General features: G+C 59.7%; 24 protein-coding genes. 15 read left to right on the forward strand and 9 right to left on the reverse strand.

Going from position 1 to position 25718, the window contains the following annotated elements; genetic code table 11:
* Nucleotides 1-22: 22 nt before the first annotated feature.
* The gene (locus ACNYC6_RS25965) at nucleotides 23-1369 is read right to left on the reverse strand and encodes a hypothetical protein (RefSeq protein WP_419709778.1); all 1347 of its coding nucleotides are present in this window, start codon (nucleotides 1367-1369) and stop codon (nucleotides 23-25) included.
* A 281-nt stretch (nucleotides 1370-1650) separates the two neighbouring features.
* On the opposite strand from ACNYC6_RS25965, the gene ACNYC6_RS25970 reads away from it, so the two are divergent.
* The 5 genes from ACNYC6_RS25970 to ACNYC6_RS25990 all read left to right on the forward strand — a co-directional run bounded on the left by ACNYC6_RS25970 (nucleotide 1651) and on the right by ACNYC6_RS25990 (nucleotide 10220).
* Nucleotides 1651-3099, forward strand: a complete 1449-nt coding sequence (locus ACNYC6_RS25970) for a sensor histidine kinase (protein WP_419709779.1) — start codon at nucleotides 1651-1653, stop codon at nucleotides 3097-3099.
* Between the two features lie 186 nt (nucleotides 3100-3285).
* Nucleotides 3286-6093, forward strand: a complete 2808-nt coding sequence (locus tag ACNYC6_RS25975; protein WP_419709780.1) for a multicopper oxidase domain-containing protein — start codon at nucleotides 3286-3288, stop codon at nucleotides 6091-6093.
* The gene (locus tag ACNYC6_RS25980; RefSeq protein ID WP_419709781.1) at nucleotides 6090-7226 is read left to right on the forward strand and encodes an SCO family protein; all 1137 of its coding nucleotides are present in this window, start codon (nucleotides 6090-6092) and stop codon (nucleotides 7224-7226) included. The genes ACNYC6_RS25975 and ACNYC6_RS25980 overlap by 4 nt, the downstream gene beginning before the upstream one ends.
* Nucleotides 7227-7327: 101 nt before the next feature.
* Nucleotides 7328-8821, forward strand: a complete 1494-nt coding sequence (locus ACNYC6_RS25985; protein WP_419709782.1) for a sensor histidine kinase — start codon at nucleotides 7328-7330, stop codon at nucleotides 8819-8821.
* On the forward strand, nucleotides 8790-10220 hold the full coding sequence (locus ACNYC6_RS25990) for a sigma-54-dependent transcriptional regulator (protein ID WP_419709783.1): 1431 nt from the start codon (nucleotides 8790-8792) through the stop codon (nucleotides 10218-10220). The genes ACNYC6_RS25985 and ACNYC6_RS25990 overlap by 32 nt, the downstream gene beginning before the upstream one ends.
* A gap of 6 nt (nucleotides 10221-10226) precedes the next feature.
* Here ACNYC6_RS25990 and ACNYC6_RS25995 read toward each other — a convergent pair whose 3' ends face one another.
* Nucleotides 10227-10610, reverse strand: a complete 384-nt coding sequence (locus ACNYC6_RS25995; RefSeq protein ID WP_419709784.1) for a hypothetical protein — start codon at nucleotides 10608-10610, stop codon at nucleotides 10227-10229.
* 223 nt (nucleotides 10611-10833) lie between these two features.
* On the opposite strand from ACNYC6_RS25995, the gene ACNYC6_RS26000 reads away from it, so the two are divergent.
* Nucleotides 10834-11640: a class I SAM-dependent methyltransferase gene (locus tag ACNYC6_RS26000; RefSeq protein WP_419709785.1), complete on the forward strand. Its 807-nt coding sequence runs from the start codon at nucleotides 10834-10836 to the stop codon at nucleotides 11638-11640.
* Between the two features lie 48 nt (nucleotides 11641-11688).
* On the opposite strand, the gene ppnN is transcribed toward ACNYC6_RS26000, so the two are convergent.
* Nucleotides 11689-13062, reverse strand: a complete 1374-nt coding sequence (ppnN, locus tag ACNYC6_RS26005) for a nucleotide 5'-monophosphate nucleosidase PpnN (protein WP_419709786.1) — start codon at nucleotides 13060-13062, stop codon at nucleotides 11689-11691.
* Nucleotides 13063-13275: 213 nt separating this feature from the next.
* Here ppnN and ACNYC6_RS26010 point away from each other — a divergent pair, with 213 nt between their 5' ends.
* Nucleotides 13276-13803 carry a DUF3087 domain-containing protein gene (locus tag ACNYC6_RS26010; RefSeq protein WP_419709787.1) on the forward strand — a complete coding sequence of 176 codons (528 nt, stop codon included), beginning with the start codon at nucleotides 13276-13278 and terminating at the stop codon, nucleotides 13801-13803.
* Nucleotides 13804-13976: 173 nt separating this feature from the next.
* Entirely contained in the window at nucleotides 13977-15530 is a 1554-nt protein-coding gene (locus ACNYC6_RS26015) for a sensor domain-containing diguanylate cyclase (RefSeq protein ID WP_419709788.1), read from the forward strand.
* 10 nt (nucleotides 15531-15540) lie between these two features.
* Here ACNYC6_RS26015 and ACNYC6_RS26020 read toward each other — a convergent pair whose 3' ends face one another.
* Genes ACNYC6_RS26020 through dapA form a run of 3 tightly spaced genes read right to left on the reverse strand, consistent with a single transcriptional unit; the run spans nucleotide 15541 to nucleotide 17769 of the window.
* Nucleotides 15541-16458 carry a LysR family transcriptional regulator gene (locus tag ACNYC6_RS26020; protein WP_419709789.1) on the reverse strand — a complete coding sequence of 306 codons (918 nt, stop codon included), beginning with the start codon at nucleotides 16456-16458 and terminating at the stop codon, nucleotides 15541-15543.
* Nucleotides 16459-16479: 21 nt separating this feature from the next.
* A complete protein-coding gene (locus ACNYC6_RS26025) occupies nucleotides 16480-16839 on the reverse strand; it encodes a DUF2784 domain-containing protein (protein ID WP_419709790.1) in 360 nt (119 codons plus the stop codon).
* A 60-nt stretch (nucleotides 16840-16899) separates the two neighbouring features.
* Nucleotides 16900-17769 (reverse strand): 4-hydroxy-tetrahydrodipicolinate synthase, encoded by an 870-nt coding sequence (gene dapA, locus ACNYC6_RS26030; RefSeq protein ID WP_419709791.1) that lies wholly within the window; start codon nucleotides 17767-17769, stop codon nucleotides 16900-16902.
* 511 nt (nucleotides 17770-18280) lie between these two features.
* Here dapA and ACNYC6_RS26035 point away from each other — a divergent pair.
* The 3 genes from ACNYC6_RS26035 to ACNYC6_RS26045 all read left to right on the forward strand — a co-directional run bounded on the left by ACNYC6_RS26035 (nucleotide 18281) and on the right by ACNYC6_RS26045 (nucleotide 19512).
* Complete coding sequence (locus ACNYC6_RS26035) at nucleotides 18281-18979, forward strand: AzlC family ABC transporter permease (RefSeq protein WP_419709792.1); 699 nt, start codon at nucleotides 18281-18283, stop codon at nucleotides 18977-18979.
* A complete protein-coding gene (locus ACNYC6_RS26040; protein WP_322618258.1) occupies nucleotides 18979-19290 on the forward strand; it encodes an AzlD domain-containing protein in 312 nt (103 codons plus the stop codon). Before ACNYC6_RS26035 ends, ACNYC6_RS26040 begins: the two co-directional genes overlap by 1 nt.
* A 66-nt stretch (nucleotides 19291-19356) precedes the next feature.
* On the forward strand, nucleotides 19357-19512 hold the full coding sequence (locus ACNYC6_RS26045; protein WP_419709793.1) for a hypothetical protein: 156 nt from the start codon (nucleotides 19357-19359) through the stop codon (nucleotides 19510-19512).
* Between the two features lie 269 nt (nucleotides 19513-19781).
* Here the strand turns inward: ACNYC6_RS26045 and ACNYC6_RS26050 are convergent, their stop codons facing one another.
* A complete protein-coding gene (locus tag ACNYC6_RS26050) occupies nucleotides 19782-20054 on the reverse strand; it encodes a hypothetical protein (protein ID WP_419709794.1) in 273 nt (90 codons plus the stop codon).
* Between the two features lie 259 nt (nucleotides 20055-20313).
* A complete protein-coding gene (locus ACNYC6_RS26055) occupies nucleotides 20314-20994 on the reverse strand; it encodes an SOS response-associated peptidase family protein (protein ID WP_419709795.1) in 681 nt (226 codons plus the stop codon).
* Between the two features lie 271 nt (nucleotides 20995-21265).
* Here ACNYC6_RS26055 and ACNYC6_RS26060 point away from each other — a divergent pair, with 271 nt between their 5' ends.
* From ACNYC6_RS26060 to ACNYC6_RS26070, 3 genes are all read left to right on the forward strand, one after another.
* A complete protein-coding gene (locus ACNYC6_RS26060) occupies nucleotides 21266-22156 on the forward strand; it encodes an ABC transporter substrate-binding protein (RefSeq protein ID WP_419713013.1) in 891 nt (296 codons plus the stop codon).
* 137 nt (nucleotides 22157-22293) lie between these two features.
* Nucleotides 22294-23193 carry a polysaccharide deacetylase family protein gene (locus ACNYC6_RS26065; protein WP_419709796.1) on the forward strand — a complete coding sequence of 300 codons (900 nt, stop codon included), beginning with the start codon at nucleotides 22294-22296 and terminating at the stop codon, nucleotides 23191-23193.
* 111 nt (nucleotides 23194-23304) lie between these two features.
* Nucleotides 23305-23544, forward strand: coding sequence for a DUF1652 domain-containing protein (locus ACNYC6_RS26070; RefSeq protein ID WP_419709797.1), 240 nt, complete (start codon nucleotides 23305-23307; stop codon nucleotides 23542-23544).
* Nucleotides 23545-23550: 6 nt separating this feature from the next.
* Here ACNYC6_RS26070 and ACNYC6_RS26075 read toward each other — a convergent pair whose 3' ends face one another.
* Nucleotides 23551-24435 (reverse strand): LysR family transcriptional regulator, encoded by an 885-nt coding sequence (locus tag ACNYC6_RS26075; RefSeq protein WP_419709798.1) that lies wholly within the window; start codon nucleotides 24433-24435, stop codon nucleotides 23551-23553.
* Between the two features lie 127 nt (nucleotides 24436-24562).
* Here ACNYC6_RS26075 and ACNYC6_RS26080 point away from each other — a divergent pair, with 127 nt between their 5' ends.
* A complete protein-coding gene (locus ACNYC6_RS26080) occupies nucleotides 24563-25711 on the forward strand; it encodes a muconate cycloisomerase family protein (RefSeq protein ID WP_419709799.1) in 1149 nt (382 codons plus the stop codon).
* The last annotated feature ends 7 nt before the right edge of the window (nucleotides 25712-25718 follow it).

Here is a 25718-nt window from a genome sequence, read left to right on the forward strand (position 1 = left end):
GCGGGTCTGGGCATGAGAGCGTTCATTGCACGATGACCACTTCTTCGGTATCGCCGCCGCCATTGGATGACGACACGTGAACCTTGGCCGGTGGAATCGGCGAAATGCCAGTAGCCAGGGACTTGTCTACGCCGGAGCCAGAGAGGGCGCCGATGACCGCGCCCGTTTCAGTCGTGGCGGTGAGTACCGGCGGCGAGGTTTCATCGCTGGAGGAGGCCGTGATCGTGATTTGCCCGGTACTCATGCTGTATTGGGCCTGCGAGATCACCACCAGGTCGGTCAGCGGCATGGGCAAGGTGGTCGGCGAGCTGGTAGCAATGGCCAGGTGGTTATCGGCGGTCACCTGCAGGGTGCTCGGGACCGAAGGGTTGGTAGCGGACTGGGCGTACCAGTGGCCGGTAGTGTCAGCTTCGCTCAGGTTCAGCACCGGACTGTTGCTGTCCAGCTTCACAGTGGCAGGTGGCGGTGGGGCCATCACGAAGACGTCCTGTTGCGCCACCGGTGCACTGGAACCGGCCTTGCGCGAGTAAGTGCTGCGTTCGGCAATGATCGGAGTAGGGCGTACCACCGTCGACAACTTGCCGGAAATGGCCATTACCGTGGTGCGCACGTCGATGCCGTTCGGGCCTTCGACGCGAATGTAGTTGGTATTGAAAGGGCTGCCGGTGAAGGCTTCGTCCAGGTTCGGATCGCCGACAAATTGATCGACCTGGCCGGTTTCCGGGTTAGGCTCTGTGTAGGGGCCGTTGACGCTGCGCAGGAACGGACCGACGTCGCCTTTGAGCGCGCCGTTGTAGGTTTTTGGCGAACCGATGCCGATGTCCCGGGTCATGTTGATCGCCTTGCGCCCGGGGGTGTCGATATTGAATACATCGACGCCATAGGGGTGGGTGATCACATAGGTGCCGGCGGTGGGGACATCCACCCGAATACGGATGCGAGCGAAACTGATCTGGTCGCCTTCCTTGGGATCGCCACCGCTGAAGGCTGCTTCGACGGCACTGACATACGTCAAATCGATGCCGCTTGCCGCATCAACGATTGATCCGTCGCCGGTGAACCAGAACGCTTCATCGGGAAAATTGTCCGGGAACGCGACGGGTTGTGTGTCATCGAAAATGCCGGGAGACGGGTTCAACAGGCACATGTAGGCAGGTGTGCCGGGGACGCCGGCAACCCTGGAACTGACAGCTTTTGAAAGGCAAAGATCCAAGGTTCGACCATGGGTATCCTGGTACCAGGATGCGAAGCTACCCAGGGTTGGCACGTAGGGGCCGGGATCTACAGCAAACAGCGCAGCCTGGGCAGCGCCTTGAGCCAGAGCGCTCACGATCAGGGCGATCGTGGTTTTGGACAGTAAAGGGTGCATGAGTATTCCCTCTATCAGAGTACCTGCCCCTTGGATATGGGTCAGTTGACAGGGCTTCGGCAACTCCCATGCCAACCGTTGAAAACGGCCGTGAGAGGCCCGGTGCACAGGCGTTTGCCCAGCGCTGGGGAACGGTTTCCCCGATTGTGGGAACGGGCCTCTTTCCCCAGGATTGGGGGTGGATGGGGGCAACGGGGCAGGGCGGGGAAAGAAACCCGAGGTCAGGCAAACTGCCAGCAGTGGGCTATAAATCTTGTAGGGGATTTCCGGGAACAACATCCATGACCACGCTTGCAAAGACACTGGCCACCGACAAGGCTGACATTCGCCTGAGCACGCGCAAACAGCCGTTCAATCTGCTGCGCTGGTTTTCGCTCATCAGCATGGCGGTGATCGGCACGGTGGCGGTGGCGTTGGGTTCGGTGTCGACCAAGTTCGTGATTACCGAGAGCGTGCAGCGCGATGCATTACTGACGTCGCAGTTCATCCAGGCGATCGCCTCGGCCGAGGTGCGCCACGTGTCGATTCCCAACGTGCGGACCATGGGCGAGCTGCTCGACCCGCGCAAGGACCGCGACTTTCCCGACGTCGACCCGCTGGCCCGCGCCAACGCCCGGGGCGAATTCCTCGATCACATTGAACACTTGCCGGACGTCATCCTCGCCAATATTTATGCTGCCGACCGCATGATCATCTGGTCGACCAATCCCGCCCTGATGGGCACCACGATTCATACCGATGACGACCTGGATCAAGCCTTCGACAAGAAGATGCCCGTGTCGGCCAGTTATCACGAAGTCGACAGGGCGCGCATGGAACAGAAGTTCATCACGCCACCGGAATACATCTTCATCGAAAACTACATTCCGCTGTTCGATGCCGACGGCAAAAACGTCACGGCGATGGTCGAGATCTACAAGGAACCCAAGGACCTGATCAACCGCATGGAGCGCGGATTGGTGTTGATCTGGCTGGCCACCGCTTTGGGTGGTGGGTTGATTTACCTGGGGTTGTACTGGATCGTGCGCCGGGCGGCGATTCTGCTGGCGACCCAGCAAAAACAACTGATCACCAACGAAACCTTCGTCGCCTTGGGCGAGATGTCATCGGCAGTTGCCCACAGTCTGCGCAATCCCTTGGCGACCATTCGCTCCAGCGCCGAGCTGGCGCTGGAATTCGACAGCGGCCCGGCGCATAAGAACATCAACGACATCATTGGCCAGGTCGATCGAATGTCGAAGTGGGTACGCGAGTTGCTGCAATCCTTGCGACCGCTCACTGACGACGCCGAACCGGTCAACCTGGTCGCGGCATTGCACGACAGCCTCATGGCGTTCGAACAGCAGATCGCCAAGGGTCGGGTCAACGTGGTGTTCGAGCCCAAAGAGACGCCGATGGTGTTGAGTCAGCAAATACAGCTCACGCAGATCCTCAACAGCTTGCTGGCCAATGCGCTGGAGGCAATGGACGAAGGCGGCACGCTGGCCATTACCCTGGAACCGACCGATGCCCGCGGCGTGTGCGTGTTAGTCGGCGACACCGGCAAAGGCATGACCGAAGAACAGCGCACCATGGCGTTCCGTCCGTTCTTCACCACCAAACAGGGTGGGTTGGGCGTCGGGTTGGTGCTGGTCAAGCGGATCATGGAGCGCTTCGGCGGCTCGGTGACCCTCGATAGCCGCGAAGGCGAGGGCACCTGTGTCCGTCTGTCGTTCAAGTTGGTTCCCTGACAATGGGGGCGAACTTTCCCCGTTAGCGGGTGTCATTCCCCAGTAGTTTTTCCCGGTCATGGCACATTGATGTTGATAAGCCATTGTTTTGTTGGGTATTAACGCTTTTGTATAAAACAGTTACAAATTTGGCGAGCTCCTTGCAAAACCCCCATCACCCCCTTCACGCATACGAGGCGGCTGGTGATGGACATAAAAGCGCGGTATCCCTTCAAATGGTTTGGTCTTTTGACGCCTCTGAGCGTCGCTCTGACGATGACGCTAAGCACAGGGACATTGCGCGCCAGCCCCATAGACGACGAACGACAGCCAGAACCTTCCGACCCTTCGGCTTACTACGACGAACCGGCTGACAAGGCCGGCGCATTGAACGCGATTTTGACCCTGCCGGAGGCCAACGAAGATTCCTTCGATTTGCCGGATGGCGTCAAAGGCACCCGCAGCACCACGCGGGTGGAAAACGTTTTGCCGCCCACTGCGCAGACCAGTTTCAACTACCCCACCAATGGCAAGCCCAGCCCGTTGTACGGTGCACAGCCATTCACCCAGCAACTATTGCTGTTCGAAGAATTCGGGCCGGAAAAACTCGACCCCACCACACCGGCGGCACCCTTGCCGTTTCCACCGGCGGCCATCGGTCCGTTACCGGCGCAAGACCCTGCCAGCGCGGCCCGCAGCGCACCGCCAGGCCCGGCGCTCGATACGTTCCTGAAGCAACCGGGATTGACCCCGTTCCCCAGTCAGTTCTCCAACTCGGTTGACCGTAACCCGTGGCAGGCGCAGATCGAGTACTTCCTCAACCGTCGCATCGGTTCTTCCGCTGAAGGGCGTCCACCAGGAAAGGGTTGGTCGCATCAGCGCTGGAACGAGTTCTACCCGCAAAACGCCTACAAAACCGTGCAGACCGGTGCACGGATCAACGGCGGCTTGCGTGACGCCCGGCAAATGCACGGCTATGCCGTGGGTGAATTCGGCCCCGGCGGCTTGTATCACAACGTCGCCGGTGTACCGGCAACGGACGGCACCGCCAAAGGCGTCGATGCGCAATTCCACCCCAACATGCCGGTGCAGAACCACAATTCGGTGTGGACCTTCGACGGCACCTTGCCGCCAAAGCTGTTGATGGTGCGCTACGGCCAGCCGGTGCTGATGCGCCATTACAACGGCTTGCCCATCGACCCCGCGGCGAACATGGGCTTCGGTCTGCATACCATCAGCACCCACGAGCACAACGGTCACGCGCCGGCAGAAAGTGATGGTTATGCCAACGCGTTTTTCTTTCCCGGCCAGTACTACGACTATCGCTGGCCGATCCAGTTGGCCGGTTACGACAGCATCAACACCAACGCGCAGGACCCACGCGCGGCGTTCCCTTGCTCGCCGGGCGAAACCCTGTGGACCAATGACATGAGCCCGGGCCTCAAGACCTGTGACCACGGCACCATCAAGATCCGTGGCGACTGGCGCGAGACCATGAGCACCCACTGGTTCCACGACCACATGCTCGATTTCACCGCGCAAAACGTCTACAAGGGCAATGCGGCGATGATGAACTACTACAGCGCCCTCGACCGTGGCAACGAGTCGGTGAACGACGGGGTCAACCTGCGTTTTCCCAGCGGTAGCGCCTTGCCGTGGGGTAACCGCGACTACGACGTCAACCTGGTGTTCGCCGACAAGGCTTGGGATCAGAACGGCCAGCTGTGGTTCAACCCGTTCAACACCGATGGCTTCCTCGGGGATCAGGTGCTGGTCAACTGGCAATGGAAACCGGCCCTCGACGTGCGTGCCCGCAGCTATCGTTTTCGCATGCTCAACGGCTCCGTATCGCGTTACTTCAAACTGGCGCTGGTGCGGGAAATCAAGGGCAGCAGTGGTGAATTCCAGGGGCCGAAAGGTTCGGGCGTGTCCTACGCCAGGGTGCCGTTCCACATGATTGCCAACGACGGCAACATCATGGAACACAGCGTGCCGTTCGACGGCACCATGGACCTCGACGCCGATGGCGATAAGCAAAACCACAACGCGATCTTGCCGACCCAGGGCATTGCCGAGCGCTTCGACATCATCGTCAACTTCGCGAAAAACGGTATCAAGCCAGGGGACAAGGTGTTCTTCGTCAACCTGCTGGCCCACGACGATGGCAAAGGCCCGAAAGAGCCGATCTCCCTCGCTGACGTGCTGTCCGAGAAATACCTGGCGGTGATCAAGCAATCGAGCAAAGGACCGCAATGGGACAAGGGCGACCCGGCGATCGGCAAGGTGTTGCAACTCAACGTCAAGGCCTACACCGGTCAGGACCTGGCCATGGACCCGGCGGCGTATGAACCGGCCAAACCGGGCAAGGCTGAAGGCCTGGTGATGATCCCGCTGAAGATCCACCGCGACAACGCCGCCGACAAGGCGCTGCTGGCCAACGCCCGTCACCGCACCTTCACCTTCGGCCGTTCCGACGGCACCGATGAAGCGCCGTGGACGGTCAAGACCGATGGCGGCTTCGGCTTCCACATGGACCCGCGTCGCCTGAACGCCTCGACCCAGTTGGCCAGCGGTCCCACCGATGCCGGGGTTGCCGGGTTCGGCACGCTGGAGGTGTGGAATATCAAGGCCGGCGGCAAAGGCTGGAGCCACCCGGTGCATGTGCACTTCGAGGAAGGAATCATCCTCAGCCGTGGCGGCAAGGCACCACCGGAATGGGAAAAATGGGCGCGCAAGGACGTGTACCGCATCGGTTCGGAAAACGATGGCCTGGACAGCGTCGAGATGGCGATCAACTTCCGCGAGTTCGCCGGGACTTACATGGAGCACTGTCACAACACCCAGCATGAGGACAACTCGATGCTGCTGCGTTGGGACATTGAGAAGCCCGGGCAATTCCAGTTGATGCCGACACCGCTGCCGAGCTGGGATGGCGTGCGCTACGTGAACTCTGCCGCACTGCCAACCTTCCGTACCGGCGACGGCATGGGCCCACAAGTAACAGTCAAAAAATGAACCGGGAGGGTGTCGACATGAAGCCGCATACACCACGTTCACGCGCCTTGCTCATGCATCTGGTGCTGGTACTGGCGATCAGTTTGCTGGCCAGCCAGCTGCTGGTCGCCAAGCCGGCGCCGTCGACACCTGAACCCACCCCCGAACCGGCCTCCACGGCGGCTACGGCATCCGCTTCGCAATCCGCCACCCCGTGGGGTGGCGACTATTTCCCCAACACGCTGCTGACCGACCAGGACGGTCGGCAGGTGCGTTTTTTCGATGACCTGATCAAGGGCAAGGTGGTGGTGATCAACTTCATCTTCACCTCATGCAGCGACTCTTGTCCGCTGGAAACCGCGCGCCTGCGCCAGGTGCAAAAATTGCTCGGCGACCGGGTCGGCAAAGACATTTTTTTCTACTCCATCAGCATTGATCCCTTGAGCGATACACCGGCAGTGCTCAAAGCCTATGCGCAACGCTTTCAGGTCGGGCCAGGCTGGCAGTTCCTCACCGGGGAGTTCGCCGACGTCACCGAACTGCGGCAGAAGCTCGGGCTGTTCATCGAAGGCGTCGATAACGGTCGAAGCAAGGACCACAACCTGAGCCTGATCGTCGGCAACCAGGAAACCGGACGCTGGATGAAAGCCTCGCCTTTCGAAAACCCGTGGATTCTGGCCGATCAACTGGCAAACACTTTGCATAACTGGAAACAACCGAGCGTCGCGGAAAGTTACGCCGACGCTCCGGAAATTCGCCCGCCGAGTAATGGCGAAGAATTGTTCCGCACCCGTTGTGCGTCGTGCCACAGCCTTGGCCCACTGGACGGGCAGGGTATCGGCCTGCGCAGCATCGGCCCGGACCTGATCGGCGTGACCCGCCAGCGCGATCCGGCGTGGCTCAACCGCTGGATTCGCGAACCGGACCGCATGCTTGCCGAGAAAGACCCGATCGCCATGGAGCTGTTCGAACGCTTCGACAAGATTCCCATGCCCAACCTGCGCATGGACGAGCATTCGGCACAGTCGATCATCGAATTTTTGCAGGCGGAAACCGACCGCCAACATCCGCCGGTCACGCCGTTGGCCGCCGGTAACGAGGAGCCCGAACACCACCACGCCATCGCCGTTCCCGACAAGACCCAAGTGCAATAGTGGCGGAATACCTTCATTGCTCAACCAAGGCGATCAATGCCACCTACACTGATTCGAAACACGGCTGAAAAGGCTTGAAAACCAGCAACCAGGACAGTCCCATGCAGACACTGGAAGAACAAAAAAAATCTGCGCCGAGTGCACCGGCAGCAGAAGGCAAGGATTGGCGGCCGCCGTTCAATCTGGTGCGCTGGTTTTCCCTGGCGAGCTTTTTCATCATCGCCGCGGTGGCGCTGGGGCTGGGCTACATTTCCACGCGTTTTGTGGTGGAAGAGAGTATCGAGCGCGATTCGATGCTGACCGCGCAGTTTATTCAGGCCATCGGCGCGGCCGAAATTCGTCATGCCCAGATTACGCCGACCCGGACCATGGGCGAGATGCTCGACCCGAGGGATGAAAACGCTTACCCCGATGTCGATCCGGCGGCCCGTGCGTCTTCGCGCATCGAGTTTCTCGATCATGTGGAGCATTTGCCGGATATTCTGCTGGCTACGGTGTATGCGCTGGATCGCACCGTGGTGTGGTCGACCAACCCGGAACTGATCGGCGTGAAGATTACAGACGACGAAGAGCTGGACGAATCCTTCGAAATGAAGGAACCGGTGTCCACCAGTTACCACGAAATCGATGAAGAGCGCCCCGAGCAACGTTTGCTGCGTGAACCGCAATACCTGTTCATCGAGAACTACATCCCGATGTTCAACGCCGACAAAAGCAAAGTGATTGCCATGGTGGAAATCTACAAGGAGCCGGCAGATCTGGTAGAGCGCATCCAGCGCGGGTTCAAGGCGATCTGGCTGGCGACCCTGCTCGGCGGGGCGGCGATCTATCTGGGGCTGTTCTGGATCGTGCGGCGCGCGGCCATGCTGTTGCAGAGCCAGCAAAAACAACTGGTCGCCAACGAAACCTTTGTCGCGCTCGGGGAGATGTCCTCGGCGGTCGCGCACAGCCTGCGCAACCCGCTGGCGAACATCCGCTCCAGCGCCGAGCTGGCCCAGGAAATCGCCAGCCAGAGCGCTCAGAAAAACATCGGCGACATCATCAGCCAGGTCGACCGTATGTCACGCTGGGTCCGCGAGTTGCTGGTGTCGTTGCGTCCGGTCAATGACGACTACGAAGAGGTCGATCTGGTGCTGGCCATCGACGACACCCTTGGCGCTTTCGAACCGCTGATCAAGCGCTCGAACGTCGAAGTACGTTTCACGCCAAAAAGCGTTCCACCGGTCGTCAGCCAACAGGTGCTGCTCACGCAAATTCTCAATAGCCTGTTTGCCAATGCCCTGGAAGCCATGCCCAAGGGCGGGGTGTTGAGTATCGATATTGAAACACCGGCGCCGGGCCAGGTCTGCATGATCCTCAACGACACCGGCAAAGGCATGACCAAGCAGCAACAGCAAATGGTCTTCAAGCCGTTCTTCACCACCAAACAAGGAGGGCTAGGCGTTGGCCTGGCTCTGGTCAAAAGAATAATGGAGCGTTTCGCAGGCTCGGTCGAACTGACCAGCCAGGAGCAGGAAGGAACCCGCGTAAGTCTGAACTTTAAAGTAGCAACGGGAGGGGAATATGGAGCACAGCATACTGCTGGTCGAGGATGATGAACTCCTCGCTGAGAATATTCAGACTTACCTGGAGCGCAAGGACTTCGAGGTGACCGTCTGCCACTCGGCTGAAGACGCACTGGATCAACTGAAGACGTTCTTGCCTGACGTGGTACTGACCGACAACTCGTTGCCGGGCATGAGTGGTCACGACCTGATCCAGAAGCTGCGCATCAAAGCGCCGGATCTGAAGGTGATCATGATGACCGGCTACGGCAACGTCGAAGACGCGGTGGTGGCGATGAAGGAAGGCGCTTTCCACTACGTGACCAAACCGGTGGCTTTGCCGGAGCTCAAGTTGCTGCTGGACAAGGCGCTGGCCACCGAACGCATGGAACGCACGCTGTCGTTCTATCAGGAACGGGAAGCGCAGAAGTCCGGGGTTCAGGCGCTGATCGGCGATTCCGCGCCGATGGTCTACCTCAAGGGCACTATCGCCCAGTTGCTCGACGCCGAGCGCCGCATGGCCAACTCCGACCTGCCGCCGGTGCTGGTGGAAGGCGAGACCGGCACCGGCAAGGAACTGGTGGCCCGTGCCCTGCATTTCGATGGCCCGCGCAGCAAAGGTCCGTTCATTGAATTCAACTGCGCCTCGATCCCTGCCAACCTGGTGGAGTCCGAGTTGTTCGGTCACGAAAAGGGCGCCTTTACCGACGCCAAGGATCGTCGCGTCGGGCTGGTGGAAGCGGCCGACGGCGGTACGCTGTTTCTCGATGAAATCGGTGAAATGGACCTGATTCTGCAGGCCAAGCTGCTCAAGCTGCTGGAAGACCGGACCATTCGTCGGGTCGGTTCGGTGAAGGAGCGCAAAGTCGACTTGCGGGTCATCAGCGCGACCAACTGCAACCTCGAACAAATGGTCCAGCAGGGCAAGTTCCGCCGCGATTTGTTTTTCCGCCTGCGCATCATCTCGCTCAAGGTGCCGCGCCTGTATGCCAGGGGCGAAGACATCCTGCTGCTGGCCCGGCACTTTCTGGCCAGTCATGGCAAGCGGTATGGCAAACCGAACCTGCACTTCAGCGATCAGGCCGAAGAGCTGCTGCTCAACTACACCTGGCCGGGCAATGTGCGTGAATTGCGCAACATGCTCGAACAGACGGTGCTGCTGGCCCAGAACGACACCATCGCGGCCCATCAGTTGAATGTGTGCCTGAGCCTGGTGGATGATCCGGCGATGTTTCAACACGAAATGCCACCCAGCGAACCGCGTCCGGTCTACAACGGCACCGAGTCGATGAACCTGCCGGAAGTCGAGCGCGACATGGTGCGCAAAATGCTCGACAAGACCGACTGGAACGTCACCAAATCCGCACGGTTGCTGGGGCTTAGCCGCGACATGCTGCGTTACCGGATCGAAAAACTGGGCCTGGCGCGTCCGGACAAACGGCAGTGGTAGCGTTGCCTACAAGGCCGGGCTTTGCCCGCTCAGGCACGCCAGCATGCACGTCGGGTCGATGACCTCCTCATTCACATAGACGCCGTGTTCGGCGTCATAGGTGCGAATGAACACGCGAACGCTGGCATCCGCCACCGTCGGCAACCGCGAGTCGGAAAACCCGTGCTCGCTGGACACCGGGATGAACGTCAGGGGCGATGTCGGAATGTAGGCCCCCGGCGGTACTGTGCTCAGTGAGGGCGGTGCGGGGTGGGCGAAAGGTTGGTCGGCCCCGTAATAGTGGAATTCAGTGTTCGCCTGGTCGGTTTGCATCAGGCTGTCGTCCGCCTGTGCCCAGGTGGCGATGGTCAGGCAAAGGGCAAGCAACAGCGTTTGTTCGGTCTTCTTCATGGCAGCACCTGCGACATCGGATTTCGCGCTATCCCCAAGGTCATTAACTATAGCGTTCCTTGGCACAACGTGACCTGCAGCCGTTGGCGAAGCCTGCGTTCGAGGACGCAGTCCTCGCAAAAATCGGGTTTTGCGATACATTTGCTCCACGGCCGAACGCAGCCACGCTGGCGTTCGACAGCTGCTACAGGCCTCAATCAAAGACCCGATACCGGAGCGTGCAATGGAATTGCCGACAAAAGAAAACGTCATCGCCAGCAATCGCGATGCCTGGAACGACTCTGCCCGTCACCACAAAGACTCTCCTGAATGGCAAGTGCACTGGAACGCGGTGCCTCACACGGATTTTTCCTGCCTGGATGACACCCTGGCTGGCGTGCTGACCGAGGTGGGTGTCGACGGCAAGGACGTGGTGCAACTGGGCTGCAACAACGGCCGCGAAAGCCTTTCCCTGTTTGCCTTGGGCGCCCGGCAGGTGGTGGGTGTCGACCAGTCCGCGGCGTTTCTCGAACAGGCGCGGGAACTGGCATCGCGTTCACCGCATGCGCCCACGTTCATCGAGGCCGACATCCATCACTTGCCCCGTGAACTGCATGAGCGTTTTGACGTGGCGCTGATCACCATCGGCGTATTGAACTGGATGCCGGACATCGGCGAATTCTTCCGCCATGTGGCGAAAACCTTGAAACCGGGCGGTGCGCTGGTGGTGTACGAAACCCATCCGTTCCTGGAAATGTTCGACCCTGAATCGGGCGATCCCTACGGATTGGCCAGTTCGTACTTTCGCCGTGAGCCGTTCGTGCAAAACGAACCGATCGTCTACGAAGGCAAAGTCGAACAGCAGGCTGCGCCGTCCTATTGGTTCGCTCACACCCTGGGCGACATTTTCAGCGGTGCCATTGCGGCGGGGCTACAGATCAGCCACTTCAAGGAGTACCCGCACTCCAACCGCGAGGAGCTCTATGACCGCTATCAGCAGCAGGCGGCGCAGTTGCCGCTGTGTTTTACCTGGGTCAGCGTTAAGCGCTGAAGGTGGGGTCACAAGCCGAAGCCACGGCTTCGGCTTGTTTTACCTGGGTTATGCAACCACCCGATAACACGGCACATACGCCGCGCCGCCAGGCAGTTTCATCCGGTGCTGGGCAACGAACGCCTTGAGCAATTGATCCAGCGGCTGCATGACCGCCGCATCGCCACGGATCTGGTACGGACCGTGTTGTTCGATCAGGCGAATGCCCTTGTCCTTGACGTTGCCGGCGACGATGCCGGAAAACGCGCGGCGCAGGTTGGCCGCCAGTTCGTGGGCCGGCAGGTCGCGACTCAGCTTCAGGTTGGCCATGTTTTCGTGGGTCGGGTCGAACGGGCGCTGGAAGCCTTCGTCGATTTTCAGCAGCCAGTTGAAGTGGAACGCGTCGTTGCGCTCGCGGCGGAACTGCTTCACCGCTTTGAGGCCCGCGGTCATCTGCCGGGCGACTTCGGCCGGGTTGTCGATGATGATCTGGTAATGCTGCTTGGCGGCTTCACCCAGCGTGGCGCCGACAAAGGCGTCCAGTTGCTCCAGGTACGGCGCGGCATGTTTCGGCCCGGTGAGGATGACGGGGAAGGGCAGGCCTTCGTTGTCCGGGTGCATCAGGATGCCGAGCAGATACAGGAACTCTTCGGCCGTACCGGCACCGCCCGGGAAGATGATGATGCCGTGGCCGACACGGACGAAGGCTTCCAGGCGCTTCTCGATGTCCGGCAGGATTACCAGTTCGTTGACGATCGGGTTCGGCGCTTCGGCGGCGATGATGCCCGGCTCGGTCAAACCGAGGTAACGGCCGCCGTGGATGCGTTGCTTGGCGTGGGCGATGGTCGCGCCTTTCATCGGGCCTTTCATCACGCCGGGGCCGCAGCCGGTGCACACGTCCAGGCTGCGCAGGCCCAGTTCGTGGCCGACTTTCTTGGTGTATTTGTATTCTTCGGTGTTGATCGAATGGCCGCCCCAGCACACCACGATCTTCGGCTCGACGCCGGGGCGCAGGGTGCGGGCGTTGCGCAACAGGTGGAAGACGTAGTCGCTGATGCCCTGGGACGTGCTCAGGTCGATGCGTTGGCTATCGAGTTCGTTTTCGGTGTAGACGATGTCGCGCAGGGCGCTGAACAGCATTTCACGGGTGCTGGCGATCATTTCGCCGTCGACGAAGGCGTCGGCCGGGGCGTTCAGCAGTTCCAGGCGTACGCCGCGGTCTTGTTGGTGAATGCGGATTTCGAAGTCTTTGTAGGCTTCGAGGATGGTCTTGGCGTTATCGACGTGGGCGCCGGTGTTGAGGATGGCCAGGGCGCATTGGCGGAAGATGTCGTAGGTGCTGCCGGATCCGGCTTCGCTCAATTGCTGGACTTCCCGTTGGGAGAGTGTTTCCAGGCTGCCTTTCGGGCTGACCGAAGCGTTGATTACTTGTCGTTGGGTCATTCAATGATCCTTAAAACGATGTCATCCCCACATAAACAGAATGACATCCGAATAGTGTGTATCCATGAAAGAAGATGGCACGAACTGCGCGGTCTCGCCATGTCCCCGATTGACGATGAAAAGATGAAAAGGAGCCCCAGCATAGCTAAATCCTTCGTGGAGGCGATAATGACCCGTTGTCTTTTTGCCTCTGACTCAAGGAAACCCGACGTAATGTTCGAAATCCAGCCGATGAACGCCGAGACCTACCGGCAACAGACGCGGCGCAGCACGCTGATCATTGCCCTGACTTTCGTCGCGCTGGCGATGGCGCTGTCCACGGCGGCGGTGGCGTTGTTCGGCGAACCCGGCGGCGACAACCTGCGGTTCAACATCGGTGGCGTTTTTGCGGCGGTGCTGCTGATGGCGGCGCTGATGCGCAAGGTGTTCTGGACCCAGGAATGGATGGCGCCAGCGGTCTATAGTTGGCAACTCAAGCGTAGCTTGATGAGCGTGACCAACGTCATGCACCACGTCACGGCTGCCGTGGACGCCGGCGATCCGACCGCGATGAAGTTGTTGCGCTTCTATCATCTGGGGTTGAGCCAGATGCACCAATTGGACGGCAACTCCAGCGACCATGGGCAATTGAGTCGGGAAATGCAGCAGCACGAGGCGAAGATGCAAGCATTGGGGCTTGATCCCGAACAGACGCGACTGGACCCGGCGTGGCTGGAGTCGGTGAAGCGTACATCGGGTTAATTTGATCCCTATAACGCTTGAACTGCAGGCGCGAGCTTGCTCGCGAGGGTCGAGAACGATAGCGTGCAAACCCGGATGGCCGGCGGTGCCCTTGAGTTTTTCGCGAGCGAGTTCGCTCCTGCAAATACTGGGCTGGAAGCCTTGTTTCTCAGAATAATCACGGAGGAAATGTCATGGGGCACCCGTCCATTTACGACCGTATCGAAAAAGACCGGCCCGGTGTCGCCCGGCTCAAGGTCCGTTCGGCAGTGACGCTGCTGATTGCAGTCTGCCTGTCGATGGCGGTGATCGTCATCTGGCAAGCCTGGAGTTCGCGCCAGTACCACCTGCATGGCAAGGAAGTGGCGATGTCCAACCTTGCGCAGACCCTGGCCTCGCAGGCGCAAGCGTCGATCAAGCAGGCGGATACGCTGCTGTTTGCCCTGGTCGATCGCCTGGAAAACGAAGGCATCGACGAGACCCGGCTCAACCGCTTGCAGCGCCTGCTCAGTGCCCAGCGCAGCGAATTGAGCCAGGTCCATGGCTTGTTCGTCTACGACGAAGCCGGGCGGTGGGTCGCCAACTCCAATGGCGCCGAAGTGGGCGTCGCCAACAATTCCGACCGCGAATATTTTATCTTCCACCGCGATCACCCTGACCGTGGACCGCACATCGGTCCGTCGATCAAGAGCCGTTCCAGCGGCGAATGGATCATGACCGTGTCACGGCGGATCAACCATCCCGATGGCAGCTTTGCCGGCGTGGCGCTGGCGACGATCTATCTCAGTCATTTCCTGCAGCTCTACGACAGCATCGACCTGGGCAATAACGGAGTGATCAACCTGATCGCCGACGACGCCACCATCGTCGTGCGTCGGCCGTTCAATGAGGCGGACATTGGCTCCAGCCTGGCCAAGAGCCCTCTTTTCACTCAGCTTCTGCCCAAGGAAAGTTCGGGTACGGCGATGCTCAAATCGACCATAGACGGTGTCGAGCGGGTGGTGGGTTATCGCCGGGTCGAGGGCTATCCGCTGATTGTGTTTGCCGCGTTGAACAAGGACGAAGTGCTGGCCGGCTGGCGCAAGGAATCGTTGCTCGGTGCGGGCATCGTTTCGCTGTTGTTGGGTTTTCTGGGCGTGCTCGGCTATCGCCTGATCAAGTTGATGAAGCAGCAGAACCGCATTCAGGTCGAGTTGCTCGGATACCAGGAAAAACTCCTCGGACTCAATCGCAACCTGGAGTTGCTGGCGTTGGAGGATGCGCTCACAGGATTGGCCAACCGCCGCCAGTTCGATCTGTTCATCCAGGCCGAAACGGGGCGCGCGCGGCGCAACCAGACCGGTCTCTCGCTGCTGATGATCGATGTCGATCATTTCAAGGCGTTCAACGATCGCTACGGCCACCTGGCCGGTGACGAGTGTTTGCGCGCGATCGCGCCCATCATCACCGGGCATATCAAGCGCCCCGGCGACCTGGCCGCGCGGTTTGGTGGCGAGGAGTTTGCGGTGGTGCTGCCCGGCACCGACTACGTGGGGGCGTTTCTGGTGGCGGAAAAAATCCGTCGCGCGGTACAGGCGGCGAACCTGCAACACAGTGAAAGTCCCGAAGGTATGGTCACGGTCAGCGTCGGCGTGTGCGGCTACGATCCGGCGGTACAAACCCGCACCGAGGACCTGATTGGTGCCGCCGACAAGGCGTTGTATGTGGCCAAGGCCAGCGGACGGAACATGAGTGTGATTGCCAACTGACCTTCGTCTGTCACATAAACAGGTCGATGCCCTGCACCAGTTGGCGGGAGAGGTGTGACTGCTTGAGTTTTTCCAGCCACCAGTTCAAAGCGCGGCCGTCCTGATCGCCCCGCCAGCCGGCATACAGGAGGTTCGGTTCGCGCGGATCGGCCATTTGTTTTTCCACCAGTGTCCCGTTGTTCAGCAACGAAGTGACCCGATGCCTGGGCAACCAGCCCACGCCTAATCCGGCGCACTGCGCGAGGATTTTCGCGCGCATGGTCGCCACCGCCAGCACCGGTTGCCCGCCAGAGACACCATAGGTTCGACCCTCGGTGGTTCTCGACGAATCGGCCACGACAATCGCCCGGTGCTGCGTCACCGTCACCCTGGAAATCGGCTCCTTGGCCTTGGCCAGCGGATGCTTTGGCGAGACAGCGAACACCCATTCCATTTCCCCTAATTGCATCCAGCGCAATGACGCAATTGCCGGTGGTTCGTTGGTGGCGCCGATGACTAAATCGGCACGGCCTTCACGCAGGGCTTCCCAGACGCCCTTGAGCACTTCATGGGTGACCCGCAGCGGCACGCCGGAACCCAGCGCATCGAACTCGCGGATCACCGGGATCAGGCTCTCGAATTCCAGCAATTCGTCGGTGACGATCCACAACCGGCTCTCCCAGCCATTGGCCACTTGCTGCACCCGTTGCGTCAGGCGCGAGACATCGTCCATCAACCGCGACGCTTCGTTGACCAGCAACTCACCGGCCGGGGTCAGTTGCAAACGATAGCGACGGCGGTCGAACAGCAAGGCATCGAAACGCTCTTCCAGCTGCCGTGCGGCATAGGACACCGTGGACGGCGCCTTGCCCAGTTTGACGGCGGCCCGCGACAGGCTGCCGGTTTCGCGGATGGCCTCCAGCATTGCCAGGTCTTCGATCGACAGCATGGTTTGAGCCTTTGGTTGAAGTCAGGATCTTTGTTTGATCACTCGAAGATAGACCACGACATTGACCAGCAACACCAAACCGGCCAGCCACAATTGAATCGCCGGGGTCAGTCCGGCCGGATAAATCACCGGCCACACATAATGCTCGATGAATCCGCCGCCATAGACGCTTTGTCCGGCGGCGTGCCGCATCAGGTTTTCCCATCGCGTCAGCGGGCAGGGCAGGTGGAAAAACTCCACCGCCACACCCCACGCGGCGGCGGGCAGGTGCCACCAGATCAGGCGGCGCCATTTGAGCACCAGCAACCCACCGAACAACACGAACAATATGAATGTCAGGTGAAACAGCACCAGCCCATCGGCGGCGATTCGGTAGAGCATGGCGGCTCCCGCAGGCGTCAGGCGAATCGCTCCATGGTACTCGGGCCGGTGGCCGACGCTCTATCGATTGTTCAGAGCGCCGAGTACAGCCTTCAAGTGCGTCACCATGGCGTCGCTGCTGCGTTGCATCGGTGCGCGCAGTTCATCGTCGATCAAGCCTTCAAGGGCCAGGGCGGTTTTGACCGGGGCGGGATTGGGTTCGATGAACAGGCTTTGAATCAGCGGCAACAATTCGAAAAATGTGGCGCGGGCGGCGGTCAACTGATTGTCGCGAACCTGCTGGTAGAGCGCGACAAAACGTTCGGGATGCACATGGGACGACGCCGCGATCGCGCCTTTGGCGCCGAGGCACAAGGCACTGAAAATCTGATTGTCCTCGCCGCACAGCACATCGACTTTTCCAGAGGCCAGCAGCGCCAGGGTGTTGTTCAGATTGCCGCCGCAATCCTTGATCGCGACGATTCGCTCGTGTCCGACGATGTTGAGCAAGGTCGCCTGTTCGAAGGTCACACCGGTGCGGTAGGGAATATCGTAGAGGATCAGCGGCACGCTTGAAGCGTCGGCAACTGTCTTGAAAAACGCCTCAAGCCCCGCCTGGGAGGGGCGGATGTAATACGGCGCCGGCACCAGCAAACCCGCCACCGGACGCTTGAGGATTTCGCTCTGAAATTGCAGCAATTCGGTCAGGTTGTTGCCGGCCAGGCCCATCACCACTCGGTGGGCGGGGACTTGCTCCAGCACCGCATCGAGCACCGCCAATTGCTCATGTTTGGCCATGGCGGCGGGTTCGCCGGTAGTGCCACAGACAATCAGGCCGTCGACGCCTTTTTCCAGCAAGTGGCTGACCAGCCGCTGCAAGCCGACGAAATCGATGGCGCCGTTGTGGAACGGCGTGACGAGCGGAACCCAGATACCTTGAAACGATGACATGCACTTTCTCCTGATGGTTGACCGATTTCGTCACCGTCAGGAGCGTAGAAGGAAGTAAGCAAGGGGAGGGTGGTCCGTCGCGCTCAATGTCCTGTCAGCTCATCTGACGGGACAGCGCGCCCCGGTCACATGAGCGACTGTTTCTTCGATTTGAGGGTGCGCGCAACGCAACCTTGCGCCTTGGCAATCAAGCCAATGACGGAAAAGTTGTGATTGAAGGTTGCGGACATCTTTGCTTACACCCTGAATGAGGCGCTCAGTTTTAAAAGGCCGGGCGGTGTTTGTCAATCACGAAAACCGGCGAACTCCGCGCGCATCCGTCCGTTGTGTTCGGCTTTGTAGAGCCTGCACCTTGAAGGAAAAATGCAGTGCCGTCATGTTGCTACTACTTTGGAGGCGCAAGCGGTCAGCCGATGAATGGCACGGGGTCGCGGTATTGAGCAAGATTGTTCAAGCCATTGGCCGCGACTGCTGGCACAGTCTTGGGTCTTTCCCCTGGTTGTAGAGCGTTATGTCCAATTCACACTTGCCGCGCAGTGCATTCCTTCGCGGCGCCGCAGCGATCATGCCGCTGTCCCTGGCGACCGCGCCCTGGGGCTTGCTGGCCGGGTCCATGGCCATCGAAGCCAATCTCACGCCCCTGCAAGGCCAGGGTTTGTCGAGCATCGTGTTCGCCGGTGCCGCGCAACTGGTGGCCATCGGCATGCTCAAGGGCGGCGCCGGGATCTTTTCGATCCTGCTGACCACGTTGTTGCTGACTTCCCAGCATTTGCTCTACGGGATGAGCTTGCGTTCGGTGATTTCACCGTTGCCGGGGCGCTGGCGCGCAGGGCTGGGTTTTCTGCTCACCGATGAGTTGTTCGCCCTGACCAGCCAGCACGACAAACAACAATTCGACCGCTGGTTCGCGTTGGGCGTCGGCCTGACGTTCTACATCGCCTGGAACCTCTTCACCCTGGCCGGCATCGTGCTCGGCAGCAGCATTCCCGGCCTGGAACACCTGGGCCTGGATTTCTCGATTGCCGCCACCTTCATCGCACTGATCACCCCGGTGGTGCGCAACGTGCCGACAGTGGTCTGCGTCGCGGTTTCGCTGTTCTGCTCGGTGTTGTTCAGCTACTGGCAATGGGGTTCGGCGCTGGTGCTGTCGGGGTTGGCGGGGATGACTGCCGGGTTTATCTGCAACAAATTCCAGGGAGCGCGCACATGATGGTCTGGGCAGTGATTTTCGGTATGGGCGTGTTGGTGTTTCTCAATCGCTACGTTTTTCTGGAGCCGCGACTGCCGGTACGGTTGAGCAGTAACGCCCGGCAGTTCCTCGGGTTCGCCGTGCCGGGCATGTTGACCGCAATCTGCGGGCCGATCGTGTTCATGCCCGAGAAACAGTTGAACCTGCAATGGGACAACCCCTATCTGATCAGTTCGCTGGTGGCCGTCGGCCTGGTGCTCTACACCCGCAACACCTTGCTCAGCATGCTGTTGAGCATGGGCTTTTTCTTTTTGCTGCGCTGGTGGCTGTAAGCCGGGCAGGCGAATCTGTTCTACGCTTAAAGTTGATGACCGATCCCTTCAGGAAGAGAGGTGAACATGGCAAATGACCCCAAGCGTCCGGATCCGGATGAAGACATGGATGAACCGACGGAAGAAGAGATTGAGCAGCAGAGAAAAGCGGAGAAGACCTGGAAACATGACGACAGCCGCGAGCTGTCGGATCGCGATATCGAAATCCCGTTGAAGCCTTGATCAAGGCTTTCCCCCTGCAGGCGCTGCCGAAGGCTGCGATCTTTTGATTTCCAAAAATCATAAGATCGCAGCCTTCGGCAGCGCCTGCACGGAGGGTGAGCCGGAATATTGGCTCGATTCAGAGAGATCTGCGATCCAAACGGCGTGAAGAGACAGGGTGCAGAAATAAGGCGACTGAAAAAACAAAGAGGCTCAGCGAGCCTCTTGTCTTCAAAGTGGTGCGTGGGCGGGTTCGTTCAATGCTTCTGCCGAAAGGTCCCGCGCAAGGTTCAAGCGTCGTCCAGCGGCATAAAGTCGGGATGAGAGGCTCGAAAACCCAACGTCTTGTCGATCCAGGCATTCAGCTCGTTGACCATCACCGGAGGCATGCCCGGGTAGCTTTCGAGGGTTGAATTCAGAACCGCGTTGATATTGGGGATTGAACGCAAGTTACGGGTTTCTATGTATTGCCCGATAAAGCAGTCGAGTTGGTAGTGCTCTGTCTTTGTAAGATAAACACACGCCAGACTCACGACTTGATTATTTATAAAATCGTCGCGCAATTTAGTTCTCTGCAAGGCTTGGTGTATGGAATTTCCTTAGTTATTGACTCTTTGGTCAACTGGGTGATGCAACTGGAAATGCGGCGCGAATATTAGCGTCAGCGACAAAAAATGTATGCAATGCGACTCTATGGTCAGACCGGCGGTTAGCTCGAAAGAGCGAGTGTTAATTGATTGAAACAGGTGTTGTAACACTTATAACTTCGTTCTCAAGATCGCATCGTTATTTATGCCTGTCTTACTGTCATTATTGACATTGTCAGGTCGCTTCAACAATTAACTCTGCTCCTTGGTTTCTCGCGTTGCCAACCGCCTTGGTGACCTTGTGCCAGTGGAATGCATCGCTGTCCTCACCCTGCAAAAGCAACATTTGCTCGGCGCGATCCCTCGGCGTCGCCGGGTCCAGCCATTCCCGCGCCAGTTCTGCCGAGAACACCACCGGTCGTCGGTCATGAATGTCCACCATGCCGCCCGCGCTGTCGGCGGTGATGATCACAAAACCGTCGTCGTCCCTGGGAGGAGCGGTACCAATCGGGAATTGCCCGATCGCCGCACACAGCACCGGCCCATGGTCGCGTCGGCGAATCAGCCAGGGTTGTCGTGTACCATCCCCGGCATCGACCCATTCGAACCAGTTATCGACCGGGCAGATCGCGCGGTGCGGCCAAATCGCCCTGAAGAACGGGCCGTGGGCAACTTTCTCGACCCGCGCATTGATCGGTGCGGCGCGATCCTTGGCCCAGTGCGGCCGCCAACCCCAGCGCTGCGAATCGGCATGCAGGCCGTCGTCCTCCAGGTGCAACAGCGCAAGTTGTGTGGTCGGCGCCGCGTTGTAGCGCGCCAATGGCTGATCACCGACGTGGTTGACCAGCGCGTCGGGAATGCTCAGCACCGCGACGAAATCGTGAATGCCCCGGTATTGCGAGAGTCGTCCGCACATCGACGTATTCGCTCAGTGAACGGCACAGGCCGGTGATTTCAGCTTAGTCGATGGGCGCTGTCGATATCGTCGCAGTGGCTGGCGGGCAACACTTTGCCGGCGCGCTGTTGCTGAGCGAAATGGATTTCAGATCATTAGCATATGCATAAATAGAATTTAATTTAGGTGCTGTAAGAGCGTTATGGTCTATAAAACCATCCTCAAGGAACCCTCGATGAACCTGTCCCGATTCGTGCGCGGTCTGTTGACCAGCGCGCTGTTTGCCGCGCCCATGGCCTACGCCGCCGAGCCTGTCGTCCTGCATGTCGGCGACCAGAACTATTACAACATTCGCGCTTCGGTCGAAGCGTCGGGCGTGCTCAAAGGCGCGCCGTACACGGTTGACTGGAAACACTTCCAGGCCGCCGCGCCGCTGGCCGAAGCCTTGAACACCGGGGCGCTGGACTTGGGCTTTCTTGGCGATTCGGGTTTTCTGTTCCTCGCCGCCAAGCAGGCACCGGTCAAGCTGATCGGCGTGTCGCGGCAGAACCCGGACACCATTGCCTTGCTGGTGCCCAAGGATTCACCGGTGAAAACCATCGCTGATCTCAAGGGCAAGAAAGTCGCCTACTGGCCCGGGGCCTGGAGCCAGCAATTGACCTTGCGTGCCCTGGAAAAAGCCGACCTGCCGGAAGACTACGTCGACTTCATCAAGCTGATGCCGATCGATGCCGCCGCCGCGTTGCCTCAGGGCAGCATCGACGCCTTCCCGGTGTGGGAACCGTACATTTCCCAGCAGATTCTGTTCTCCGGCGCCCGGCCGATTCTTACCGCAAAAAACCTGATGCCAGGCCTCAGTGCCATTGCCGCATCGACGCCTTCGATCGACAGCAAGCGCGAAGCCATCGCCGACTTTCTCGGACGCCTGAAAAAGGCCCGGGCCTGGGTGGATAACAACACGGACGAATACGCTGACCTGTGGGCGAAGAAGGCCAATCTCGATCAGAATGTTTCGCGTCACTGGTTGCGTCAGGCCCACATGACCGTCGGCCCGGTGGATGTGCAGGCCGCCAAGGATTTGCAGAGCACTGCGGACTTCCTGTTCAAGGTCAAGGCACTGCCGACGGAACTGGCAACCGCGCCGATCATTGACGGCTCATTCCAACAGGCGCTGGCGCAGTAGACGAGCCTTGGAACCAAACACTGTGTACCCTTATCCAACCTCGGCCCGCCGCTTCCTGCGGGTCGATGAAGGATGAACGGGCGAAGGAATTTTGCCGTTTGACGTGTTGACCAAAACGGTCTGGCCCAAGGCAAAACATGAAACAGGTGTTCAAGGTTCTATTGGCAGGCGCCATGGCGGTCGGTCTGCTGGGCTGTATCGCTGCGCCCATCGAGATGACCCCGCAAACCGAACAACGGCTGAGCGCTCAGCCGCCGATCCGTTTTTTGCTGACATTCGATGACGGCCCCAGCGCGTCCAGCTTCTGGAATCCGACCGAAACCGTGCTCGACAGCCTGGCAATCAATCCGCTGCAACCGGACATCAAAGCGGTGTTCTTCGTGCAGACTCGCGCCACACGGGCCGGCAACAGTGAAATCGGCCGTGCGGTCATGCATCGCGAGCGCGATGCCGGGCACATTCTGGCCTTCCACACGGCCACGCCGTCGCACACCAATCATCGCTCTCTGGATGCGCAAGAACTGGAGCAGGCGCTCACCGATGGCTGTGCCGACCTCGCCGCGATCACCGCTGCGCCGCCGACCTTGGTGCGCCCGCCATTCTGGAGCTACGACAAGCGCACGTTCGCTGCCTATCAACAGCATGGCTTGCATGTGTTGCTGACCGACCTGAGCGCCAACGATGGAAAAATCTGGGGTTTTAACGCCAGCCCGCGACGCCGCTCGCACATGCTGCGTTCGATGTCCGAAGTGCGCGAGCGCATCGCCCGTGGTGAGCTGCCGGTGGTGGACGGCGTGATCCCGGTGGTGGTGACCTTTCACGACCTCAATCGCTACACCGCCCGGCATACCCGCGAGTACTTGCAGATCCTGCTCGACAGCGCCCAGGCCACGGGGGTGAAAACCGCAAACCAGCCGTTTTATAACGACACCGCCGAACTGCAACGGGCGGCGATGGCGCGTACGTTGCGTGACAGTGCGCAGCCGGTTGAATTGCCGGGGGTCTGGAACTGGATCTGGAAGGACAATGCCCACTGAAAATCTGCGCAAAGTGAGAGGCATTTAACATTTTTTGCTGACGCAAAATCTTCAAAGCGGATCTATGCTGAAACGGATCCAATCCGCTCAACTGCCGCCGAGGCACCGGCCATGCTTCCCATCTCAGTTCTTTGCAACATAGTGGAGTCGGGTTTTGAACCCCTGTCCTGCGAGTGCACGGAAACCTTGGGGTTGCTGCGCATCGAAGTTTTCGAGCCCGATTCCGGAGTCGTCAAGCTGTTGCTCGACGGTGTTTCGACCGAGCAACTGACCAGCGTGCGCGCCATCTCTGAATTTGTCGGCGAGTTGCGCACCGAAATGAAGGCCGGGCGCCGGGCATTTGCGGGTTGATCCTGTCTAGCCTCGGGGCAGCAGCTCATCGATCATCCGCAAACAATGGTTCAACCCCGGCGACACATCGCCCACCCGTCGACTGAGAATGATCGGCGAGGTCGCGTTGTCTTCCAGTAAAGGGGTGAAGCCGATGTCGTCGCGGTGCAGCAACTGCACCGAGGCCGGCACCAGGGTGACCCCGATCCCGGCCCCCACCAGACCGATCGCTGTTTGCAGCTCATTGGTCCATTGCGCCACGTGGATGCTCACCCCATAGGATTCGAACAGTGCGATGACGTGGTCCGCATAGCTCGGCCGCGGGTTGCCGGGATACAGCACAAAGGGTTCTTTGGCGAGATCGCGCAGGCTGATGGGGTCGGCGAGCAGCGGGTGACCGGCGGGCAGGGCGGCGACCAGGCGGTCTTCGGTCAACACGGTCTGCACGATGGCTGGGTCGTCGATGCGGATACGCCCGAAGCCGATATCGATGCGCCCGGCCTTCAGCGCCTGCACCTGCTGCAACGTGGTCATTTCCGAAAGCCCCAGCTCCAGCTCCAGCGGCTCGCCACTGCGCAAGCGGCGAATCAGTTCCGGCAGCACGCCGTAAAGCGTCGACGGTGCAAAGCCGATCCCCAGCCAGGTTTTCTCACCCAACCCGATACGCCGTGTGTTGTCGCAAACCTTGTTCAGTTGTTCGAGCAGGGCGGTGGAGTGTTCATGAAAAAAGCGCCCGGCATCGGTCAGCTTCAAGGGGCGCCCGCGTTCCAGCAGCATCACGCCGAGTTCGTCTTCCAGTTGCTGGATCTGCCGGCTCAGCGGCGGTTGGGCGATGTGCAGCAGTTCGGCGGCGCGGGTGAAGTTGAGGGTTTGAGCCAATACCTGGAAATAACGCAGGTGACGCAGTTCCATGGAACCTCCAGACTTCTATTGGTTGCATACCTAAAAGGTATCAAGTCAGACCAATTCTATATTGGCAACGCGAAAAAAGCCGTACGAGAATCGATTCCAGAACTTCAAGAACCTGATGGGTATCGAAATGCTTGCTACTGCCATTGAATCGATCGAGACGATCATCGTCGATCTGCCGACTATCCGCCCGCACAAGCTGGCGATGCACACCATGCAGAACCAGACCCTGGTGATCATTCGCGTGCTTTGCGCCGACGGCATCGAAGGCATCGGCGAATCCACCACCATCGGTGGCCTGGCCTACGGCAATGAAAGCCCGGACAGCATCAAGACCAACATCGACACGCACTTCGCGCCGCTGCTGATCGGCCAGGACAGCGGCAACGTCAACGCCGCCATGTTGCGCCTGGAGCGCAGCATCCGTGGCAACACGTTTGCTAAATCCGGTATCGAAACCGCATTGCTCGACGCCCAGGGCAAACGCCTCGGCCTGCCGGTCAGTGAATTGCTTGGCGGTCGTGTTCGCGACGCGCTGCCGGTGGCCTGGACCCTGGCCAGCGGCGACACCGAAAAAGACATCGCCGAAGCGGAAAAAATGCTCGACCTGCGCCGCCATCGCATCTTCAAGCTGAAGATCGGTGCCGGTGAGGTCAATCGTGACCTGGCCCATGTCATTGCGATCAAGAAAGCCCTCGGTGACCGCGCCAGTGTGCGGGTCGACGTCAACCAGGCCTGGGACGAAGCGGTGGCGATTCGAGCCTGCCGGATCCTCGGCACCAACGGCATCGACCTGATCGAACAACCGATCTCGCGCAACAACCGCGCCGGCATGGCCCGCCTGAATGCCATGAGCCCGGCGCCGATCATGGCCGACGAGTCCATCGAATGCGTGGAGGATGCGTTCAACCTGGCCCGCGAAGGCGCGGCCTCGGTGTTCGCCCTGAAGATTGCCAAGAACGGCGGCCCACGTGCTGTATTGCGTACCGCTTCCATCGCCGAAGCGGCCGGTATCGCCCTGTACGGCGGCACCATGCTCGAAGGTGGCATCGGCACCATGGCTTCGGCCCATGCCTTCGTCACCTTGAACAAACTGGCGTGGGACACCGAGTTGTTCGGCCCGCTGCTGCTGACCGAAGACATTCTCAGCGAACCGCTGGTGTATCGTGATTTTGAACTGCACGTGCCGAAAACCCCGGGTCTGGGCCTGAGCCTGGATGAAGAGCGCCTGGCGTTTTTCCGCCGCGACAAAACGTCCACTGCCATTCATCAAGCCTGAGGAGAGC

The sequence above is a fragment of the Pseudomonas sp. NFX224 genome (genome assembly GCF_048565165.1).
Classification (GTDB): domain Bacteria; phylum Pseudomonadota; class Gammaproteobacteria; order Pseudomonadales; family Pseudomonadaceae; genus Aquipseudomonas.

What these genes read in the sequence shown, in the direction of transcription:
- ACNYC6_RS26020 (WP_419709789.1), bottom strand. Translation starts at nt 16,458, where the DNA reads ATGCTGTCGATCGAAGACCTGGCAATGCTGGAGGCCATCCGCGAAACC.
- ACNYC6_RS25980 (WP_419709781.1), top strand. Translation starts at nt 6,090, where the DNA reads ATGAACCGGGAGGGTGTCGACATGAAGCCGCATACACCACGTTCACGC.
- ACNYC6_RS26075 (WP_419709798.1), bottom strand. Translation starts at nt 24,435, where the DNA reads ATGGAACTGCGTCACCTGCGTTATTTCCAGGTATTGGCTCAAACCCTC.
- ACNYC6_RS26065 (WP_419709796.1), top strand. Translation starts at nt 22,294, where the DNA reads ATGAAACAGGTGTTCAAGGTTCTATTGGCAGGCGCCATGGCGGTCGGT.
- ACNYC6_RS26015 (WP_419709788.1), top strand. Translation starts at nt 13,977, where the DNA reads ATGGGGCACCCGTCCATTTACGACCGTATCGAAAAAGACCGGCCCGGT.
- ACNYC6_RS26025 (WP_419709790.1), bottom strand. Translation starts at nt 16,839, where the DNA reads ATGCTCTACCGAATCGCCGCCGATGGGCTGGTGCTGTTTCACCTGACA.
- ACNYC6_RS26000 (WP_419709785.1), top strand. Translation starts at nt 10,834, where the DNA reads ATGGAATTGCCGACAAAAGAAAACGTCATCGCCAGCAATCGCGATGCC.
- ACNYC6_RS26010 (WP_419709787.1), top strand. Translation starts at nt 13,276, where the DNA reads ATGTTCGAAATCCAGCCGATGAACGCCGAGACCTACCGGCAACAGACG.
- ACNYC6_RS26055 (WP_419709795.1), bottom strand. Translation starts at nt 20,994, where the DNA reads ATGTGCGGACGACTCTCGCAATACCGGGGCATTCACGATTTCGTCGCG.
- ACNYC6_RS25990 (WP_419709783.1), top strand. Translation starts at nt 8,790, where the DNA reads ATGGAGCACAGCATACTGCTGGTCGAGGATGATGAACTCCTCGCTGAG.
- ACNYC6_RS26040 (WP_322618258.1), top strand. Translation starts at nt 18,979, where the DNA reads ATGGTCTGGGCAGTGATTTTCGGTATGGGCGTGTTGGTGTTTCTCAAT.
- ACNYC6_RS25965 (WP_419709778.1), bottom strand. Translation starts at nt 1,369, where the DNA reads ATGCACCCTTTACTGTCCAAAACCACGATCGCCCTGATCGTGAGCGCT.
- ACNYC6_RS25975 (WP_419709780.1), top strand. Translation starts at nt 3,286, where the DNA reads ATGGACATAAAAGCGCGGTATCCCTTCAAATGGTTTGGTCTTTTGACG.
- ACNYC6_RS26060 (WP_419713013.1), top strand. Translation starts at nt 21,266, where the DNA reads ATGGCCTACGCCGCCGAGCCTGTCGTCCTGCATGTCGGCGACCAGAAC.
- ACNYC6_RS26035 (WP_419709792.1), top strand. Translation starts at nt 18,281, where the DNA reads ATGTCCAATTCACACTTGCCGCGCAGTGCATTCCTTCGCGGCGCCGCA.
- ACNYC6_RS25995 (WP_419709784.1), bottom strand. Translation starts at nt 10,610, where the DNA reads ATGAAGAAGACCGAACAAACGCTGTTGCTTGCCCTTTGCCTGACCATC.
- ACNYC6_RS25985 (WP_419709782.1), top strand. Translation starts at nt 7,328, where the DNA reads ATGCAGACACTGGAAGAACAAAAAAAATCTGCGCCGAGTGCACCGGCA.
- ACNYC6_RS26080 (WP_419709799.1), top strand. Translation starts at nt 24,563, where the DNA reads ATGCTTGCTACTGCCATTGAATCGATCGAGACGATCATCGTCGATCTG.
- ppnN (WP_419709786.1), bottom strand. Translation starts at nt 13,062, where the DNA reads ATGACCCAACGACAAGTAATCAACGCTTCGGTCAGCCCGAAAGGCAGC.
- ACNYC6_RS26070 (WP_419709797.1), top strand. Translation starts at nt 23,305, where the DNA reads ATGCTTCCCATCTCAGTTCTTTGCAACATAGTGGAGTCGGGTTTTGAA.
- dapA (WP_419709791.1), bottom strand. Translation starts at nt 17,769, where the DNA reads ATGTCATCGTTTCAAGGTATCTGGGTTCCGCTCGTCACGCCGTTCCAC.
- ACNYC6_RS25970 (WP_419709779.1), top strand. Translation starts at nt 1,651, where the DNA reads ATGACCACGCTTGCAAAGACACTGGCCACCGACAAGGCTGACATTCGC.
- ACNYC6_RS26045 (WP_419709793.1), top strand. Translation starts at nt 19,357, where the DNA reads ATGGCAAATGACCCCAAGCGTCCGGATCCGGATGAAGACATGGATGAA.